This is a genomic window from Streptomyces sp. NBC_00057, assembly GCF_045041165.1.
Classification (GTDB): Bacteria; Actinomycetota; Actinomycetes; order Streptomycetales; family Streptomycetaceae; genus Streptomyces.
This window is the reverse complement of the sequence record NZ_CP108256.1, coordinates 541,137-558,866: the sequence shown is the minus strand read 5'-3', so window position 1 is coordinate 558,866 and position 17,730 is coordinate 541,137. Positions and strand designations below refer to the sequence as shown.

The window sequence follows — 17,730 nt, the reverse complement described above, 5'->3', positions numbered from 1 at the left end:
CCATGCGCCGAGCCGTCCTAGCCACCACCGGGATCAGCTCCCTCGTCGTCACGCTGCTCGCCCTCAAACCCCACCAGCCTCCCGCCCTCGCCGGGATGACCCCCCGTTCCCCCGCCGTCTCCTCGGCCCCGCATACCACCGCCGGCACCGCGCCGGGCACGCCCACCGGAACGGGCACGTTCACCGGGGATCCCATCGACACCCGGTACGGGACCGTGCAGGTCGCCGCCACCCTCACCCAGGGAAAGATCACCTCGATCAAGGTCCTCCAGGCCCCGGACCGCAACGGCCGCGACCAGGAGATTGCCTCCTACGCCCTGCCCCGCCTCACCCAGGAAGCGATCGGCGCCCAGAGCGCGCACATCGACGCCGTCTCCGGCGCCAGCTACACCAGCCAGGGCTACATCCAGTCCCTGCAGAGCGCCCTGGACCAGGCCCATGCCTGACACCGCACACGGACTGCGCCACGCCGAGCACGTCATGGGCACCGTCTTCTCCTTCGACATCCGGGACAAGCCGACCCCCGCCATCCACCGCGCCCTCGCCGAGGCCGTGCAAAACCTCCACCGGGTCGACGCTGTGTTCTCCACCTACCGGCCCGACAGCCACATCAGCCGCCTCGACCGCGGCGAGATCCGTCTTGAGGACTGCCCGCCCGAAGTCCACGAAGTCCTGTCCCTCTGCGCACAGGCCACCCATGCCAGCGACGGCTGGTTCAGCATCGTCCCCGCGGGGACCCTCGACCCCTCAGGGCTCGTCAAAGGCTGGGCCACCGAAGCCGCATCCCAACTCCTCTACGACGCGGGCGCGCACCACACCTGCGTCAACGGCGGCGGCGACCTCCAGCTCCGCGGCAAGGCAGCCCCCGGCACCCCGTGGCGCATCGGCATCGCCCACCCTCTGCGCCCCGGCGAACTGGCCACCGTCATCACTGCCCACCACGACCTGGCCGTCGCCACCTCAGGTACCGCCGAACGCGGCGCCCACATCCTCAACCCGCACCGTGGCACACCCGCCACAGCGTTCGCCTCCCTCACCCTCGTCGGGCCCCGCCTGACGCTGACCGACACCTACGCCACCGCCGCGTTCGCCAGAGGCGACGGCGCGCAGGACTGGGTAGAAGCACTGGACGGCTACGAAGCCCACGCGGTCCTGCCCGACGGCCAGGAATGGCGCACACCAGGATTCCGCCGGTATGGGTCATGAGACGGGAAACGGCCTCATTGCCGGCCGCAGGGAACGGGCGCCCCCGCATCACGCCGCAGCTTGCCCCACCGAAGGTGCCGCACGAGCAAACGGAAGAGCGCCTGGGCCCTGGCCGACTGCGGGAGATTCCGAGAGTGACAATTGTGGGTGGGTGCCGTGCTGGTCGGTTCATGGAGTCAGGTCGCGAGGTCCTGCCCATGGACCGGGTGCCGAGCCGGCGGGAGACGACGATGAACTCGATCCGTGTCGGACAAGTTGTCGGGGTAGCACTGCGGATGCACTGGAGCGTGCCGCTGCTGGTGGTCTGTTCGCGTACGGTCTTGGCCGCCACGCTGCAGGGCTGTTCACGGACCTGATCCAGCGGTGTGCTGGCCGGGCCGGACGGTGTTGAAGCTAGTCAGCAGTTCCGTGGTGTCCTGAAGATGGGGATGCAGCTTTGCCAAGACGTTGCCATCTTTGATGCCCAACGTGATGAGGGCGTCGTTGAGGAAGACGGCATGCAGACCGAGGGCGTCCTTGGTGATTTCGTCGAGGAGCAAAGCACAGACGGCCTCTTCGGACGCACGATCCCGCGCTGTCGGTGAACCGAAGCGTCTCGCGGGGGACGGGCCGCTGTCAACGTCGTTTCCCGGTAGGCGAGTTCATTTCTGGTGGTGGCGGGGACCGCGTACGACGACGACGGGACACGAGGCGTGCTGGACGCAGTGCTGGCTGACCGAGCCGAGCAGTGCCTCGGCGAATCCGCCGTGGCCTCGGTTGCCCACGACGAGCAGCCGTGCCCCGGCAGCGGCATCCAGCAAGACGGCGGCTGGGTGCCCTTGGGCAGAGCGGGGACGGATCTCGACGGGTTGTTCCGGCCCGAGGACCTCGTCGATCACCTGGTCGAGGAGCTTGCGCGCCTGCTCCTGGTAGTCGGCCGGCTTCGTGTCCGCCGGCGGTGCCAGGCCGTACCAGCTCGTCGGGAACTCCCAGGCGAAGATCGCGTCGACCACACCATCCATCAGCTCAGCCTGGTCGGCCGCCCACCGCAGTGCAGTCTTCGACGGCTCGGAGCCGTCGACGCCCACCACGATCCGCAGAGCGGACGTTGCGTTGTTACTCATTCGCCCACCTGCCCGGACGGCCGCATCGCGGTGCTCTCCAACGCGGGCGACGACGTGGAGGCAAGGCAAAGGGGGCCGCCCATGGACCCGCCATCGAGTTGATCACCACTGGGACGACCACCACGGGATGAGCGGCAGGAGCTGGTTCGGCATGTCGATGGACATGCTCCTCGTCCCGGCTCGGCGTCCTGTTCCTCCGCACCCTGGACTACTCCACCACCCGGCCCTCGCCGCCGCCCCACGCGGGCCCTTCCTACCAGGACGGCATGGAGGACCAGACCGGCGCCCTCGGCCTGGACCTCAACGCACTCGTACTGTCCAAGACACGGCACATGCACGCCGCGGTCAACCAACTGCGTGCGGACGGGGCCAACGTCCATGACAAGGACGTCACCCGCCTCTCACCGTTCGTGCGGCACCACATCAACATGCTCGGCCCCTACTACTTCCACCCGCCCGACCTCCCCGGCGGCCTGCGTTCCCTGCGCGACCGGGACATGCCCGAGGCTGAGTGACGCATCTCCACCCGGCCGTGCAGCCGGTGGTGGTCAGCGGGGCCGTCCCATCCGGGACGGTGCGGGTGCGTACCGGGCGATCAGCGGCGACGGCACGCTGCGTAATCACTCGAAAGGATGACGTGAAAGGGCGGGGGTGCACGCAGGCGGGTCGCATGGGAGGGGCGCTTCCCCCAAGGAGCCCCGGAGGAGGACAACATGTTCCGCCACTCAATACGCACGCTTCTCGTCAGCCTGTGCACACTCACCGTAGTATCGCAGGCCGCCACAGCCGTGGCCCTTGCCATACCGGCCGAGCCGCACACGGCGGTGCCCGCCACCTGGGCACTGCGCCAGCAGACGCTCTCCGACCTCACCACCGCTATGAAGGGAGAGGCGTTCGCCTACGCCTCCTACAGCCTCTACGGCGCTCAAGCCGACCGCGAGGCCCACCCGGCCATTGGCAAGCTCTTCCGCACCACGGCGCAGACCGAGCTGAACGAGCACCTGCACCAAGCGGCCACCCTGGCCGGCATGGTCGGCACGAACGCGGCCAACCTGCGCCAGGCCATCAACGGCGAGACCTACGAGCACCAGGTCATGTACCGCGGCTTCGCCGACCAGGCCCGCAAGGACGGAGACCTTGAGGCCGCCAAGCTGTTCACCGAGATCGCCGCGGACGAGGGCCGTCACCGCGACGCCTACCGCACGGCGCTGACGGTCGTGACCACCGGCCGCGGCACTATCCCGGCGCCGCCGAAGGCGGACACGGTGTCGGTGCCCGCCGGCCTGCCGAAGGTGAGGGCTGCCCGCACGAAGGCCAACCTCGACACCGCCATGCACGGCGAGGCGCTCGCCCACGCCAAGTACATGCTCTTCGCCGCCCGCGCGCGGCAGACTGGCAACCCCGCGCTGGCCCGCCTGTTCGACGGTACAGCCGGGGTGGAGCTGCGCGAGCACTTCGCCGGCGAAGCGGCCCTGGCCGGCCTGGTCCGCACGACGAAGGACAACCTGCGCAAGGCCATCAGCGGGGAGCGCAACGAAGCGACCAACGTGTACCCGGGGTTCGCCACGCGGGCCGCCGCCGTCGGCGACACCGCCGCCGCCCGCTACTTCCGCGACACCGCCGCGGACGAGGCCAAGCACGCAGCCGCCTTCCAGCAGGCGCTCAACCAACTGCGCTGACCCCCCCCGGGCTCAGCCGTGAGACCGGCCGGACACAAGGCAAGAACGTCCGGCCGGTCGACGCGCCACATGGGCCGACCGGGCTGCCACCGGCGCGACTGTTGCCGCGTCACCCTCTGCCACCGGGCCCGCTTGTTGAGAAAGAGCCATGCCAGAGCGCCTTTGCACCCGATTCACCGATCCGGTACACGTCAATGACCGCACCGACGGCCACGACCAGGGCGATCACCAGCGCCGCGACGCGCACCGAAACGGAAGAGGCAGCCGAGCCACGGCGGACGCCTCACCCTCGGTGGGGTTGTCGGCCGCACCGCTGCGCTCACGCTCCCGGCGAGGGCCGGCGCGGCCGAGCAGCAGCCAGACGGGCGACCATCAGCACGAACAGGGCGATCGCCCACGGAGTGAGACCGGAGCCCATCTCGGCGTGCTCTTCCAGCAGCACACTCTCCTGCACCCGCTCCTCCAGCCACTCGCCGGATTCGGTGGTCAGCACCACCAAAGCAAGAGTGATCAGCCCCAGTACCGGCAGCACCCAGCTGAGCCGGCGCGCTGCCGAAGGCCTCAACGCACAGACGACGAGCGCCAACGCCGTCAGTGGGACCAGCACCACTGCGCCGTGAACGAAGAGGGGACGGCCGGGAAGGCCGTTGATCAGCCCGACATTCACGGGACCGGGTATGCGTGAAGGGCATATCCGGGTCAATGTATTTAATTTCGGGCATTGTGTGGCAGATGTTTCCGCGTGCAGGGGCGTGCGCGCGTATGGAGCAGTGCCCGGAGTTCTCCTCTTCCTGGGAGAAATGCAGTCGCAAGACGGTGTGAAGTCCGTGAGGCACGAGCGCAGATCGTTGAGGTGATCGACGGCGAGGCTGCCGCAGGCGGGCCCGGCGCCTCGCAGCGGGGGGATTCGATCACCGGTGTCGTTGGCGCTGCTGACGGACCGGTTGCCTGTCCGCCGCAACGGGCGGCCACGGCCATCGGCGCGGGGGACGCCTCTCCAAGGCTGACACCGTGGCGCTGCTGTGCCGGGGCGCGGGCACAGCTGCATGTGCGGTTCGCATCACGCACCGCTGATGTCGGTGAGCGTCGGCACGGCTCACCGTCGCGTTTCGACGGCCCGCACCGCGCGGTGGCGCTCGGTTTCCAGATCAGTCACGGGCGGCTGATCGCCTGGAGTCCTTCGGTGTCCTCGGCTTCCAGGAGGAACCGCCCGGCGCGGCCTTGATCCGCGCACTGGTCCGCACCGGCGCGGAGCTGGTGGTCGTGGAGTGGGAGGAACTGTCTCTGGAGGACGGGGTCGGCGTACTGCTGCGGTACACCGACCCGGGGGTGCCGTGGTGACCCCCCGTCGCCCGGCCGGAGTTGCGATGGCGGGTTCGGTGCCTGTGGGGACGCGTGTGTGTATCAGTCCGCCCGGTCTTTGCGCAGGAATCGGCGCAGCTGCCGCAGTGGCCACGTGTTGATCACATCTTGCGGGGTGAGCCATCCGCGTTGTGCCGTGCCGATTCCGTAGCGGAGGTACGCGAGCTGCGGAATCGAGTGGGCATCGGTGTCGATGGCGAACTTCGCTCCGTGGCTCCTGGCCCGGAGGATGTCCTCGTCGCCCAGATCGAGGCGTTCGGGCTGGGCGTTGATCTCCAAGGCGGTGCCTGTGCGGGCGCAGGCGGCGAACACCTCGTCGAGGTCGGCGTCGAGGCCTGGCCGTTTGCCGATCAGACGGGTGGTGGGGTGGCCGATGACGTTGATGTGGGGGTTCTCGCAGGCACGTACGATCCGCCGGGTCATCGCCTCCCGGCTGAGGTTGAAGTGGGAGTGCACCGAGGCCACGCAGATGTCGAAGTCTTGGAGGAACTTGCTGGGCCAGTCCACTTCCCCGTCCGGGCCGATGTTGAGCTCGGTGCCGTGCAGCAGCCGCATCCGGCGGTGCCGGCCGTCCAGTGACCGCACGTGTTCGCGCTGGGCGAGGATCTTCTCGTCGGTCATGCGCTGCATGTACAGGTTCGGTGCGTGGTCGGTGATCGCGTAGTACGTGTATCCGCGCTCGGCGGCCGCTGCCACCATCTCCTCCAGCGGGGCGAGGCCGTCGGTGAGGTCGGTGTGGGTGTGCAGGTCACCGCGGATGTCCCGTTCGGTCACCACGTCGGGCAGCTCGCCGCGCAGGCCGGCTTCGATCTCCCCTCGGTCCTCGCGCAGCGTGGGCGGGATCCAGGGCAGGCCGAGCCTGGCATACACCTCGTCCTCGGAACAGGAGGCGACCCGCTTTCCGCCCTCGGTTTCGAACAGGCCGTACTCGGAGAGCTTGAGCCCCAGATGGACGGCGATCGTCCGGGTGCGGATGTTGTGCGCCTTCGAGCCGGTGAAGTACTGCAGGCCGGCGCCCCACGAGTCCGGTCGCACCACGCGCAGGTCGACCTGGAGGCCCTTGACGGTACGGATCGAGGTCTTCGTCTGGCCGTGTGCGATGACCTCGGCGGTGGAGGGCAGTTCGATGAGCGCGTCCATGAAGGGCGCAGACCGGTCGGCAGCGACGAGGATGTCGATGTCGCCGATGGTTTCCTTCATGCGGCGCAGCGATCCGGCGTATGCACAGTTCTCACAGCCGGTGATCCGGGAGAGTTCTGTGACGATGTCCTCGGCGGGCTCCATGGCCGTGCTCAGCAGGATCCTCTCTCCGGCCTGCTGCATGAGGGCGATACCGTGCAGGATGTTCTCCTCGGTCTTCTCCCCGAAGCCCTTCAATTCGCGCAGCCTCTCCGCCTTGATGGCCTCGGCCAGCTCGCCCACCGAGGAGATGTGGAGATCCTTGTAGAGTGCCATCGCCTTCTTGGGGCCGAGCGTGGGGATGGCGATGAGCTGCCGTACCCCTGCGGGAATCCGGGCCCGCCTCTCCTCGACCACTGTGACCTTGCCGGTGCGGAAGTACTCGATGACCTTCTCGGTGATCGACCTGCCCACACCTGGGATCTCCTTCAGACCCTTGATGTCGAGGTGGGAGACATCGGCGGGATAGCCGCCGATCGCGCGGGCGGCCTTTTCGTAGGCGCGCGCTTTAAACGCGTCGCCTCCGGTGATGGTGATGAGGTCCGCGTACTCCTGAAGGAGTGCCTCGACCTCCTCGTTGGGCCGGACCACGTCTCCCAGTCTAGGAACCGACCCGTCCGACATGCCAGTTGAGGGCATGTGCCCGGCGCCACTGCGACCGGGCGAAGGCGGTCGCACCTCAACGTGCCCTCCAGGCCCCTCCAGCGCGCGAAGTCGTGGGCCCGAGAGTGTACTGAAAGTCAGGAGGATCCACGCGGCGGCGTCTGAGGCGTGCCCGTGATCAACGATGACGTGGTGCGCACACCGCGTGTCACTCCCGATCAGTCGGCCGGGTCGAGACCCGTGACCCGGAGGTTGCCCCCACAGTGCCGGTGTCCCTCCGCGCCGACCCGCGGCACTGCCATGGGGGTGGGATCTGTGCGCTCACATCGTCCCGACGGTACGAGGCGGGGCGGTGGTCGGAGCGGGACGGCTGCGCGTCAGGTGATGGTTTGAGCAGGGGAGAGAGCTGTGCGGGCGACGTTCGTTCTGGGACGGATCGCCGGGGTCCGGGTTGGCGTGCACTGGAGCGTCCTGCTCATCTTCGGCATCATCACGCTCGGCCTGTCACAGGGCCGCCTTCCGGAGACGTATCCAGGGCGTGCCTGGGCGGTGTACTGGGCCGCCGGCCTGTGCACTGCCGTGGTCTTCTTCGCCTCCCTCCTCGCACATGAGCTGGCGCACGCCGTCGTGGCCCGGCGCAACGGGGTCGAGGTGGACGACATCGTCCTGTGGCTGCTGGGCGGAGCTGCCCGGCTCAAGGCCGAGGCGTCCAGCCCCGGCGCGGAGCTGAGGATCGCCGGCGTAGGCCCGCTCGTCAGCCTCCTTCTGGGTGGGCTGTTCACACTCGGGGCCTGGCTGCTCAACCTGGCGTCCGTGTCCGGGATCGTAGTGGAGATGGTGGCGTGGCTGGCAGGCATCAATGTGCTGCTCGCGGCCTTCAACGCGGTGCCCGCCGCCCCTCTCGACGGGGGCAGGCTGCTGCGCGCGTTCCTGTGGTGGCGCACGGGAGACCGGCTGCGGGCGACAGCCGGCGCGACAGCGGCGGGGCGGGTCTTCGGGTGGCTGCTCGTGATGCTCGGGCTGATCGCGTTCATGAGGACCGGCGCGTTCGGCGGTCTTTGGCTGGCACTGATCGGCTGGTTCCTCATCGCGGCCGCCACCGCCGAGGGACGGCAGGCCCAGCTGCGCGGCGTGCTCGCCGGTGTCCCGGTGCGGGACGCCATGACGCTCGAACCTCTCACGGTTTCCGCCAACACCACGGTCGCCGGCTTCCTTACCGGTTCGCGCTACCGCTACCGGCATTCGGCGTTCCCAGTGACCGACGACGGGGCCCTGGTCGGGCTGGTGACCCTCGACAGCGCCAGAAAGGTGCCACAGGCCGAGGCCCATGCCGTGACGGTGAGCGAGGTGATGGTGCCTCTGTCGCAGACCACCGTCGTGGAGCCGGACGCGCCGCTGGCGGATCTGCTGCCGCGCATGGAACCGGGCGCCGAACACCGGGTCCTGGTCGTGGATCACGGCAGGCTCGTCGGAATCGTCTCGCTCTCGGACGTCAGCCGCATGGTGACATGGCTGATGAACACCGCCCCCGGGCGGCGCGGCGGTCTGTGAACGTGGCCCGGCACCGTCGGACGGGCCGCGGCGGGCAGACGTCCGCCCGGATCCGGTCGCCCCACCGCCGGACGTCGGCGCGGGGTGTGAGGCCGCGGTCGGCGGCCATCAGTCGAAGGGTCGAACGCAGTTCAGCCTGGCTTTGTCTGCCGCAGTTTCCCAGGAGGGCTATCCAGGGCCGCGCCGCGCAAGTCGTGCGACGGTGCCCGCGACACACTTCGCAGGAGGACTCCGGATGGCTGCGGGCAACCCTGGACCGGTTGATTCACTGATTCGGCCCCGCACCGACTGTGAGCCCGACGGCATACGCACCTTCAGGCCATTGCACGGAGTATCGGACACGACCGAAGCGGCCCATTCACCCGAGGATCTCGTGCGGGCCGTTCGAGCGGCCGGCATCAGCGACGAGCGCCTGCTCCAGGCCGTACCAGCGACGCCCCGAGCGGCATTCGTCCCAGCCGACCACCAAGCGCACGCCTACCATGACGTGCCCATTTCGATCGGGCACGGACAGGTGACCACGCAGCCCTCGCTCTCGGCCATGATGATCGGGGGCCTTGATTTGAGCGGGGACGAGCACGTCCTTGAGATCGGTACTGGGCTCGGTTTCCAGACCGCGCTACTGGCCCGGTTGGCCGCCGATGTCGTGAGAGCATCGAGAGGTGGCCGGACATCGCACATCAGGCACGGCGCAACCTCGCTCGGCAGGGCATTCGGAATGTTGAGCTGTGCGTCGGGCACGGCAGCGGCGGCGTGCCGGACCGCGCTCCGTACCACGCGGTCATCGTGTCCGCCGCGTTCCCGGAGGTTCCTGCGCTGCTGGCCGACCAACTGCGCTGCGGTGGCCGCCTCGTACAGCCCATCGGGCCGGGCGGCCGGGAGCAGGTCGTGTCCTTCCTGCGCACCGCGACGGGGCTGGAGCGCCGGCGGGTACTTACGCCCGCGCATTTCGTACGCCTGCAAGGATGGTACGGCTTCCCCTCCTGAGCCCTGCGGATCGCGCCGGACTGGCGGCAATCCGGCGGCTTCTGCGACATGAGGAGGGGCACGGTCAGCACCCCACGGGCGGGGTTGCGTTCACGCCGACGCCGATGTGACATCGGGAAGCGCGGCGGCACGGCCACAGCGTGCCGGTGCCGGCCGAGCGCCAGCCGACGTCAGCTCCGTGGGGCCCGAAGAGCGGCCTCGGCCCCATCGTTCGCTTCGAACCCGTCAAAGCCGTCAGAATTCGCCTGCCGGGGTGGCGTTCAGAGCCCATTCGCACCAGCAGCGTTTCCCGGGATGGGAGGTCCGCGGCCCGCTGGTCCGTTGCAAGACCTTCACCGACCCCGCCTCTGTGCGGCCATCGTCGACCGCCTCGCCTTCAACGGCACCATCATCTCAACGGCACCATCATCGAAACCGGCACCGACTCCTACCGGCTCGCCGGCACCCGGGCGCGCGCGAAATACCCTGTCAAAGCAGGACAGGTCCCGTCGAGCACGGCTTCACGCGTGCTCGCCTGCGTAACAAGCACCAGCGAAGGGGCGAGGATGGAGGTACGGGGCGCACGCGTCGCCCACCGTACCTCCGGGACGAGGAGGTCGGATCGTGTTCTTCATGGATCGTCGTGATGCCGGCCGGCAACTGGCCGCCCGGCTGGCGCACCTCAAGGGGGCTGAGGTGGTGGTGCTTGGCCTGCCCCGCGGAGGGGTTCCGGTTGCCGCAGAGGTCGCCGAGGCGCTGGGCGCGCCGCTGGATGTCTGCCTGGTGCGGAAGCTGGGCGTGCCCTTCCAGCCGGAGCTGGGAATGGGAGCGATCGGCGAGGGCGGGGTACGCGTGATCAACGATGACGTGGTGCGCACGGCGCACATCACCCCGGATGAGCTGGCTGAGGTCGAGGCCCGTGAGCGGGAGGTGCTGGAGAGACGTGCTCAGCGGTACCGGGGCGGGTGGGAACCGATCGGGCTGGAGGGCCGTACGGTGCTGGTGGTCGATGACGGGGTGGCCACGGGATCCACGGCGCGCGCGGCCTGCCGGGTCGCCCGCGCCCGCGGGGCTGCACGGATCGTGCTCGCCGTCCCCGTGGCACCTCACGACTGGATCGCACGGCTCGGCGAGGAGGCCGACGAACTGATATGCCTGCACGCCCCGCGGAACTTCTTTGCGGTCGGACAGTTCTACACAATCGACTTCTGCCAGGTCGACGACGATGAGGTTGTCGCCTGTCTGGAAGAGGCGGCCGCCCGCCCGGTGAGCACCCGCCGGACTGAGTCGCGTCACGCCGTGCTCGAGGATCGGGAGGTGGAGGTGCGGGCTGGTGCGGTGGTGCTGCGTGGGCAGTTGACGGTGCCCGAGGGCGCGAGCGGGGTCGTGGTGTTCGCGCACGGCAGTGGCAGCAGTCGGCACAGCCCGCGCAACCGGTTCGTGGCCGCCGGACTGAATCGGGCCGGGCTGGGCACTCTGCTGTTCGACCTGCTCACCGAGGAGGAAGAGATCGACCGGGTCAACGTGTTCGACACCGGACTGCTGGCCCGGCGTCTGGTGGACGCCACCGGCTGGTTGCTCGGACAGGCGGAGGCCGAAGGGCTCGCTGTCGGGTACTTCGGCGCCAGCACCGGCGCGGCAGCCGCGTTGTGGGCGGCCGCCGAGCCGGGTGCGCGGATCGCCGCGGTCGTCTCGCGGGGCGGCAGGCCCGACCTGGCCGGGCCACGGCTGTCGGCGGTGACGGCGCCCACGCTGCTGATCGTCGGGGGCCACGACCAGCTGGTGCTCGACCTCAATCGCGAGGCGCAAGCTCGGTTGCGCTGCGAGAACCGGCTCGCGGTCGTCCCCGGCGCCACCCATCTCTTCGAGGAACCCGGTGCCCTGGAGAAGGTCACCGATCTGGCCCGTGGCTGGTTCACCGACCACATGAACCCGGTTCCCCATGCGGCGGCCTGAGGCTGAACGCGTGCTCCGGTCACAGGCGGGTGCTCAGGTGCAGCAGCACGATCCCTATGCCTCTGCCTCGCGCCGTAGCGCTCCGTAAGTCAACCCCGGAGAGCAGCATCGTCCGAACCGCAGGACGGCCAACGGGGCACCACCACGGCCCCTTCCATGTCAGTGCCCGCCGACGCTCGGATATGTCGCCCGACCCGGGGCCGCATCAGCCGGTGGGCCGACGTGCGGATCGTACGTGAACAGGAGGGTGCGGAAGTAGCCGTGTGGGTCCGGGTCCCAGCAGTCGCGAGGGCCGCCGCTCCGGGTACGGTCGGGTGGCCCCGCTGCTCGCCGATGTCGTCAACCGCCTGTCCGACACACGGCATCGATCTCGCCGGAGGCGAAGCGGCGGTCGAGGATCTCCTCTGGCGTTTCCCTCGGTGTTTTCTGGGGGTCCGTGGCGTCGTGGCGACCAGCCGAGTGCTGCGTCAGGCGCAAGACTGCCCACGCCGCAAGGCCGATCAACGCGACCCACAGCAGGGGCGTCAGGGCCATCCAGGCCCAGCCACCGTTCCAGTACATCACCGTGGCTCACCTCCTGCGGACTCTTCCACTCTCCACGCGTACCGGTGGTGTGCCAGTGCCCATTGGCCTCGCTCCTCGGGCCGTTCGGGCCCTCTGGTGTCCACACGGTGGCTGTTCGGTCCCTCGCCGGTCCCCCGAGCCGGGGGCGGGTCCGGTCAGCCGTATCCTGCCGGGCCGTACAGCGGCAGCCGTGACCTGGTCATCGACCTTCTCGCAGCGAGAGCACAAGTGGTGGTTCCTCTTCGCCGGCGTGCGTACGGGATATGAAGAATCCACACTGGCTTCAAGGAGGACCGATTCGGGGCGTGCCCGAACCCATGGGCTCTGCCCGCGTAGATCCTGAGGCTCGAAGGAGACGGCCATGACCATTGCACGGGAGATCATGCACGCCGGTGCAAACTGCATCCAGGAGAACGAGACGCTGGAGGACGCGGCGCGCCGGATGAGTGAGCTGGACGTCGGAGCCCTCCCGGTCTGCGGGCCGGACGACAGGCTCCACGGGATCATCACCGACCGCGACATCGTGGTGAAGTGTCTCGCCAAGGGCAAGGACCCGAAGAGCATGACCGCGGGCATGCTCGAGCAGGGCAAGCCGATCAGCATTGACGCCGGGGCCGACACGGATGACGTTCTGCGGACCATGGAGGAGCACAAGATCCGGCGGCTGCCGGTCATCGAGAACCATCGCCTGGTCGGCATGATCAGCGAGGCGGACCTCGCACGTCGCCTACCGGAGGAGCAGGTGGGCCACTTCGTCGAGGCCATTTGCGCCGCGAAGTGACCACCGGTGGCGACGCCCCGGTCCTGCCCGAAGAGACGGCCCTCGGGTACGTCCCAGTGGTGAGTGTTCAGTCCCCGCACCCTCACCGACGATGCCAGTAACAGCCGCAGTCCCAGGACGGGGCCCACGACTCACAGCCGAACGATCACGAGGTGGTGTGCACGGACGAACGAGCAGAGGTGCGGGGGAAGCCCCTGTGACCGGAATCGAGGTCGACGGCACCGGCATCGACGTGCCCGAGGGAGCGTCCCGGCTCGCGGCCGTGCGGATCGCCCGGATCGAGCTCCCCGCGCTCTGCTCCGACGACCGGCTCAGCCCGGCCGGTTCCTGCCGTACACGTCTCGTACGGCCGACGGCCGGATCGCGGCCGCCTGCGTGACCCCGGCCGCAGCCGGCGTCCGCGTTGAGTCCGCCACCGACGATCTGCGGCAACTGCGCTGAGAGCCGGTGGAGTTCATCGCCTCCGCCCTGCTGTCCCGACGCGGCGCCGCCCTCGGTCATGCCGGACTGGTCTCCTTCGACCAGCGCGTGACACCCGAGGAAGTGCTGAGGCACATCTGGCAGTTCGCCGCCGCCGAAAGCTGCGGCGCCTGCTCACCCTGCCGCGTGGGTTCGCGCCGCGGCCTGGAATTGTCGTCCGCCGGCACTCCGCCCGGACATGAGCGGCGACTGTCGCATGTCACGGCCGAAGCGAGCCTGTGCGCCTTCGGGCGGCGGATCCCACCTGCCGTGCACAGCCTCGCCTGCGCCTACGGAGGCCGACTGGCGAAATGGAACCCAGGCAGCGAGGTCGGCGGTGGTCAGCGGCACGTCCAGCGCGTCGGGGGCGAGGAGACCACCCAAGGCCCCGCCGACCTGGAGAGCGGTCGGTTCGGATCCGCAGACCGCCGCCCAGCTCGGTGACGATATGCCCTACCGGGATGCCGAGCTCGACTTCGTACGCGCCGGGCCGGGCGAACCGCTCGGTCAGGCATACCAGCTTCGTCCCGGTTTCGTTGAGTGCCCCGCGCCGGGCGTACGCTTCACCGCCCCAGGAGACGGTCCACACCACGCCCCTGCGGACCCCGCACGCGAAGCACGCCAGAGCCGAACCTTCCAGCACCCGCTCCGGATCCGCCTCCATCAACAGCCGGTGGGCGTGCGAGCCGCCTCGGAGCGGATCAGCGCCGCCTGCTCCCTCCCTGGACACCCGCGAGACCGGCAGGGGCGGCTCCAGCTCAGTCGCCAGCTCCGCCACACGGCCGGCGGGCACACCTGTGACGGCTGCCGCCCGGAGTGCCGGTGGGGCGGAATCTGGCCGTCTGTCGTTTCCTGTCCTGTCGGGGCCGTCCGTCAGCCCGCATGGGCCGACTGGCCCTTGGCGCCGGCCTCAGCAGCGGAAGACTGGGAACGTAGGTCGGCTCGGCCAGAGTGAGGAGCCCACCATGACTGAGCGCGAGAACATCGCGGCAGGGGCCGAAGCCCGCCGCGCGGTGCCGGGGAAAGCATGGAGGCCCGACGAACCACTGCGGCAGGACATGCTGTTGCGCTACCTTGGCACGGTGGCCAGGGTGTCCGCCAAGCAGGCGGCGGCACGGCGCCCGACTGCACCCGAGTCGGCTCCATCGGGGCGGGCGAAGGAGTCTGCAGAGCCGGTGTCCGGTGTCGAACCCGCGCCTCTACTGGTCCGTGACGTCATGGATGTACCGGCCGCATCGGTGCACGGCGACATGCCGTTCCTGGACATCGCCCGGAGCCTGACTCGTGAACACGTCGGGTCCCTGCCGGTGGTCGACGCCGACGACCGGGTGATGGGTGTGGTGTCGGAGTCCGACCTGCTGGCGAAGGCCGCGGTCGAGGCGTCCGGATACGAACCCGGCCCGATCGGCCGGCTGAGGGAACGGCGGCTGCACGACAAGGCCCGTGCCGAGACCGCCGAGACGCTGATGACCACTCCCGCCGTCACCGTGTTCCCTGATTCGACCGTGGCCGAAGCCACCTGGCTCGTGTCCCTGTCGCGTCTCAAGCGCCTGCCGGTGACGGACCATGAGGGCCGCCTGATCGGTGTCGTGCACAGGAACGCACTGCTCAACGCGCTGATACGCGATGATGCCGGGATTCGCGAGGAGATTGAGTCGAGGATCCTCGCCGAAGACTTCCCGGCTGCGCGGAACACCGTCGAGGTCACCGTGCGCAACGGCGTGGTGGACGTCAGTGGCCGGATGGCGGAAGCCGATGTCCCGTGTCTCCTCGCGGATATCAAGGACATCGACGACGTGACCGAAGTGATCGATCACCTGAACCCTGTCACAGGGTGACGCCGGAGTCACGACTTCCGTCGGGAGGCACGCGGTCCACGCACTCGTTGTCCGGGCTCTTGCTCGACCGAGTACCCGAGCTGTCGCCCAGCGTGATGGTGATCTTGGGAGGGACTTCGAGTGTGTTCTTGACGGTGCAGTGCGAGATCACCGCCCGGAACGCCCCGGCTGGGGCGGGGACAGTTGGATGTCCACGGAGATGGTCAGCGAACCGACCCGCGCCGGGCGCTCGGAAGCCATCGTGTAGTCGGCCACGCGCAGTCCCTTCCGGGGGATGCCGTGCCGGACACGGCTCCGACGACGCGGCCTTCGGACGAAAGCACCGGCAGGGCGCTGGTCCGCCACTGTGTCCACCGCGGTGCAGTGTGAGCCGGGTGCCGGCCATGATCTCGACTTCGCTGCCGACCGGGACGGGGTCGAAGAACCTGACGGTGGTGTCGACGTCGGTTTCGTCATAGAGCGGTCTGGCGGGCCGGTGTTTGGACCAGCCGTGTTCGTTGGCGTGCTGGGCCGCCTCCATCTGGAGGCGCGCGCTGTCACGGAGCACGATCTCTGCGAGCCGGGCGGTGTGGGCGCTGGCCAGGATCGGTCCCCGGAAGCCGTGTCGAACCAGTCGGGGCAGATAGCCGCAGTGGTCCAGGTGGGCATGGGTGATGACCACGGCGTGGATGGACGAGGCGTCACACGGCAGCTTCGCCCAGTTGCGGCGGCGCAGGTCCGCGAAGCCTTGGAAGAGGCCGCAGTCAAGGAGGACCCGGGCATGGTCGCTCTCGATGAGGAACTTGCTGCCGGTGACGGTCCGGACGCCGCCGAGAAAGCGCAGCAGCGCGGGTCTCGACGCGGGTGCGGCCGGGTGTGGTTCTGCCTCGGACATCGCCGCCCCCTTACTTCGGTGGGTAGCAGCCAGCCGTCTTCACCATCACACCCCGGCCCTGGGGCGGGATGGGCCCGGCAGGCCCCGGCGGGGACCGACCGGCCCATGCGGGGTGGGCACGCGCCGGGTCAGCCTGAGGGGGAACCTCACCGGAGGAGACACAGGAAGAGGGGCGACGTCGTGAAGGCACTCGTTTTCCAGGGCCCGGGGCAGACCGCATGGCAGGACGTTCCGGACCCCGCGGTCAGGGACGCTGCCGACGCCATCATCCGCGTCGACGTCGTCACCATCTGCGGTACCGACCTGCACATCATCAAGGGCGACGTGCCCGAGGTGACTCCCGGCCGGGTGTTGGGGCACGAAGCCGTCGGCACCGTGGTCGAGGCCGGGGCCGACGTCCGTACGGTCCGTCCCGGTGACCGTGTCCTGATCTCGTGCATATCCGCGTGCGGCCGCTGCCGCTTCTGCCGGGAAGGCCACTACGGGCAGTGCCGTGGCGGTGGCGGCTGGGTGCTCGGTCACACCATCGACGGCACTCAGGCCGAATACGTGCGGGTGCCTTTCGCCGACCTGTCCGTGCACTCTCTGCCGACCTCTGTCGACAACTATGACGGCGTGCTGCTTGCCGACATCTTCCCGACCTCCTACGAGGTCGGTGTGCTGAACGGCGGCGTCCGGCCCGGCGACACCGTCGTCGTGGTCGGCTCCGGCCCTATCGGACTGGCCGCCATCGTCTGCGCGGGTCTCTACAGCCCCGGACGTGTCGTCGCCGTCGACCTCGCCGAATCCCGGCTGGCCGCCGCGCGCTCCCTGGGCGCGGATGCGACAGCGAGCGCGGCTGAGGAACCGGAACAACTCGTCGAGGACCTCACCGAGGGTCTCGGTGCCGACGTCGTCATCGAAGCCGTCGGTGTGCCCGAGGCTTTCGAGATGTGCACCCGCATGGTCCGGCCCGGGGGCCGTATCGCGAACATCGGCGTCCATGGCAAGCCGGCAACGCTGCACCTGGAAGACCTGTGGGCCAAGAACGTCACCATCACCACGGGGCTGGTCGACACGTACTCCACGCCCATGTTGCTGCGCATGATGGCCGCCGGGCGGCTGTCTTCGTCCCCATTGATCACCCACCGCTTCGAACTGGGACAGATGGACGAGGCCTACGACGTGTTCTCCCGTGCCGGGGACACCGGTGCCCTCAAGGTGGCGCTGGGGGGATCGCAGCACAGCGAGATCATCGCCCCGGCTCAGCCGTGAGCCCAAGGGGGCGTGAAGACCATGAGCAGGACCATTCTCGGACCCACCGCCATCGAGGGGTCCGCCGGGCCTGTCGATCCGGCGCCGATGCTCGTCATGACGCCCGTGCCTGAAGAGCACGCCGCAGGGTCCGTGATCGACCCACGCGTACGGAACACGGGCTCACTGTGGACGAAGGGTGATTGCCACCGGGGAAGAAAGGAACGCGTGTTCATGAAAACGCTGGGTACCAACCCCTCCGACGCGGTGGTCGTCGACGGTGCTCATGTCGGGTCGGAAACACGGCTTCGCCGCCCTGCGGGACCGCTCGTCGATGGCCGCTCCCCGGCCCCCGACGCCGAACCGCACCGGTGTG

General features: G+C 69.2%; 17 protein-coding genes and 3 pseudogenes. 14 read left to right on the top strand and 6 right to left on the bottom strand.

Annotated elements, in window-relative coordinates; translation table 11 throughout:
- Positions 1-2 precede the first annotated feature (2 nt).
- The gene (locus OG953_RS02855) at positions 3-446 is read left to right on the top strand and encodes an FMN-binding protein (protein WP_405682292.1); all 444 of its coding nucleotides are present in this window, start codon (positions 3-5) and stop codon (positions 444-446) included.
- Positions 439-1,206 carry an FAD:protein FMN transferase gene (locus OG953_RS02850; RefSeq protein WP_405682290.1) on the top strand — a complete coding sequence of 256 codons (768 nt, stop codon included), beginning with the start codon at positions 439-441 and terminating at the stop codon, positions 1,204-1,206. Before OG953_RS02855 ends, OG953_RS02850 begins: the two co-directional genes overlap by 8 nt.
- Positions 1,207-1,550: 344 nt before the next feature.
- Here the strand turns inward: OG953_RS02850 and OG953_RS02845 are convergent, their stop codons facing one another.
- The gene (locus OG953_RS02845; RefSeq protein ID WP_405682288.1) at positions 1,551-1,745 is read right to left on the bottom strand and encodes a hypothetical protein; all 195 of its coding nucleotides are present in this window, start codon (positions 1,743-1,745) and stop codon (positions 1,551-1,553) included.
- 102 nt (positions 1,746-1,847) lie between these two features.
- Positions 1,848-2,309 (bottom strand): universal stress protein, encoded by a 462-nt coding sequence (locus OG953_RS02840; RefSeq protein WP_405682286.1) that lies wholly within the window; start codon positions 2,307-2,309, stop codon positions 1,848-1,850.
- A 254-nt stretch (positions 2,310-2,563) separates the two neighbouring features.
- Between OG953_RS02840 and OG953_RS02835 the strand changes: the two are divergent.
- Both OG953_RS02835 and OG953_RS02830 read left to right on the top strand, forming a co-directional pair.
- Positions 2,564-2,824, top strand: a pseudogene (locus tag OG953_RS02835) (Tn3 family transposase); the annotation flags it as partial.
- Positions 2,825-3,022: 198 nt separating this feature from the next.
- Positions 3,023-3,988, top strand: coding sequence for a ferritin family protein (locus OG953_RS02830; RefSeq protein WP_405682285.1), 966 nt, complete (start codon positions 3,023-3,025; stop codon positions 3,986-3,988).
- A 319-nt stretch (positions 3,989-4,307) separates the two neighbouring features.
- On the opposite strand, the gene OG953_RS02825 is transcribed toward OG953_RS02830, so the two are convergent.
- Together OG953_RS02825 and polX are read right to left on the bottom strand one after the other, a co-directional pair.
- Positions 4,308-4,655, bottom strand: coding sequence for a DUF2231 domain-containing protein (locus tag OG953_RS02825; RefSeq protein WP_405682284.1), 348 nt, complete (start codon positions 4,653-4,655; stop codon positions 4,308-4,310).
- A 737-nt stretch (positions 4,656-5,392) separates the two neighbouring features.
- Positions 5,393-7,120 carry a DNA polymerase/3'-5' exonuclease PolX gene (polX, locus tag OG953_RS02820; RefSeq protein WP_405682282.1) on the bottom strand — a complete coding sequence of 576 codons (1,728 nt, stop codon included), beginning with the start codon at positions 7,118-7,120 and terminating at the stop codon, positions 5,393-5,395.
- 420 nt (positions 7,121-7,540) lie between these two features.
- Between polX and OG953_RS02815 the strand changes: the two genes are divergently transcribed.
- From OG953_RS02815 to OG953_RS02795, 5 genes and pseudogenes are all read left to right on the top strand, one after another.
- Positions 7,541-8,683 carry a site-2 protease family protein gene (locus OG953_RS02815; RefSeq protein WP_405682281.1) on the top strand — a complete coding sequence of 381 codons (1,143 nt, stop codon included), beginning with the start codon at positions 7,541-7,543 and terminating at the stop codon, positions 8,681-8,683.
- A 235-nt stretch (positions 8,684-8,918) separates the two neighbouring features.
- Positions 8,919-9,269 (top strand): annotated as a pseudogene (locus tag OG953_RS02810) (protein-L-isoaspartate O-methyltransferase family protein); the annotation flags it as partial.
- 68 nt (positions 9,270-9,337) lie between these two features.
- A complete protein-coding gene (locus tag OG953_RS02805) occupies positions 9,338-9,670 on the top strand; it encodes a protein-L-isoaspartate O-methyltransferase family protein (protein WP_405691587.1) in 333 nt (110 codons plus the stop codon).
- A 265-nt stretch (positions 9,671-9,935) separates the two neighbouring features.
- Positions 9,936-10,134: pseudogene (locus OG953_RS02800) on the top strand (hypothetical protein); the annotation flags it as partial.
- A gap of 139 nt (positions 10,135-10,273) precedes the next feature.
- Positions 10,274-11,605, top strand: a complete 1,332-nt coding sequence (locus OG953_RS02795; RefSeq protein WP_405682280.1) for a phosphoribosyltransferase family protein — start codon at positions 10,274-10,276, stop codon at positions 11,603-11,605.
- A gap of 339 nt (positions 11,606-11,944) precedes the next feature.
- Here the strand turns inward: OG953_RS02795 and OG953_RS02790 are convergent, their stop codons facing one another.
- The gene (locus OG953_RS02790; RefSeq protein ID WP_405682278.1) at positions 11,945-12,169 is read right to left on the bottom strand and encodes an SHOCT domain-containing protein; all 225 of its coding nucleotides are present in this window, start codon (positions 12,167-12,169) and stop codon (positions 11,945-11,947) included.
- Positions 12,170-12,530: 361 nt separating this feature from the next.
- Here OG953_RS02790 and OG953_RS02785 point away from each other — a divergent pair, with 361 nt between their 5' ends.
- The 4 genes from OG953_RS02785 (at position 12,531) to OG953_RS02770 (ending at position 15,247) form a co-directional block, all read left to right on the top strand.
- Positions 12,531-12,950: a CBS domain-containing protein gene (locus OG953_RS02785; protein WP_405682277.1), complete on the top strand. Its 420-nt coding sequence runs from the start codon at positions 12,531-12,533 to the stop codon at positions 12,948-12,950.
- Positions 12,951-13,146: 196 nt separating this feature from the next.
- On the top strand, positions 13,147-13,329 hold the full coding sequence (locus tag OG953_RS02780) for a 2Fe-2S iron-sulfur cluster-binding protein (protein WP_405682276.1): 183 nt from the start codon (positions 13,147-13,149) through the stop codon (positions 13,327-13,329).
- Between the two features lie 68 nt (positions 13,330-13,397).
- Positions 13,398-13,853 carry an NADH-ubiquinone oxidoreductase-F iron-sulfur binding region domain-containing protein gene (locus tag OG953_RS02775; RefSeq protein ID WP_405682274.1) on the top strand — a complete coding sequence of 152 codons (456 nt, stop codon included), beginning with the start codon at positions 13,398-13,400 and terminating at the stop codon, positions 13,851-13,853.
- A 521-nt stretch (positions 13,854-14,374) separates the two neighbouring features.
- Positions 14,375-15,247: a CBS domain-containing protein gene (locus OG953_RS02770; RefSeq protein WP_405682273.1), complete on the top strand. Its 873-nt coding sequence runs from the start codon at positions 14,375-14,377 to the stop codon at positions 15,245-15,247.
- On the opposite strand, the gene OG953_RS02765 is transcribed toward OG953_RS02770, so the two are convergent.
- Positions 15,237-16,121 (bottom strand): MBL fold metallo-hydrolase, encoded by an 885-nt coding sequence (locus OG953_RS02765; RefSeq protein ID WP_405682272.1) that lies wholly within the window; start codon positions 16,119-16,121, stop codon positions 15,237-15,239. The two genes, OG953_RS02770 and OG953_RS02765, sit on opposite strands and share 11 nt — an antisense overlap.
- Before the next feature lie 180 nt (positions 16,122-16,301).
- Between OG953_RS02765 and OG953_RS02760 the strand changes: the two genes are divergently transcribed.
- Positions 16,302-17,375, top strand: coding sequence for a zinc-dependent alcohol dehydrogenase family protein (locus OG953_RS02760; RefSeq protein WP_405682271.1), 1,074 nt, complete (start codon positions 16,302-16,304; stop codon positions 17,373-17,375).
- Positions 17,376-17,730 lie beyond the last annotated feature (355 nt).

Bases quoted from the DNA above. Each gene is read 5' to 3' on its own strand.
- OG953_RS02765 (WP_405682272.1), bottom strand. From the start codon at position 16,121: ATGTCCGAGGCAGAACCACACCCGGCCGCACCCGCGTCGAGACCCGCG.
- OG953_RS02855 (WP_405682292.1), top strand. From the start codon at position 3: ATGCGCCGAGCCGTCCTAGCCACCACCGGGATCAGCTCCCTCGTCGTC.
- OG953_RS02850 (WP_405682290.1), top strand. From the start codon at position 439: ATGCCTGACACCGCACACGGACTGCGCCACGCCGAGCACGTCATGGGC.
- OG953_RS02840 (WP_405682286.1), bottom strand. From the start codon at position 2,309: ATGAGTAACAACGCAACGTCCGCTCTGCGGATCGTGGTGGGCGTCGAC.
- OG953_RS02770 (WP_405682273.1), top strand. From the start codon at position 14,375: ATGACTGAGCGCGAGAACATCGCGGCAGGGGCCGAAGCCCGCCGCGCG.
- OG953_RS02785 (WP_405682277.1), top strand. From the start codon at position 12,531: ATGACCATTGCACGGGAGATCATGCACGCCGGTGCAAACTGCATCCAG.
- OG953_RS02830 (WP_405682285.1), top strand. From the start codon at position 3,023: ATGTTCCGCCACTCAATACGCACGCTTCTCGTCAGCCTGTGCACACTC.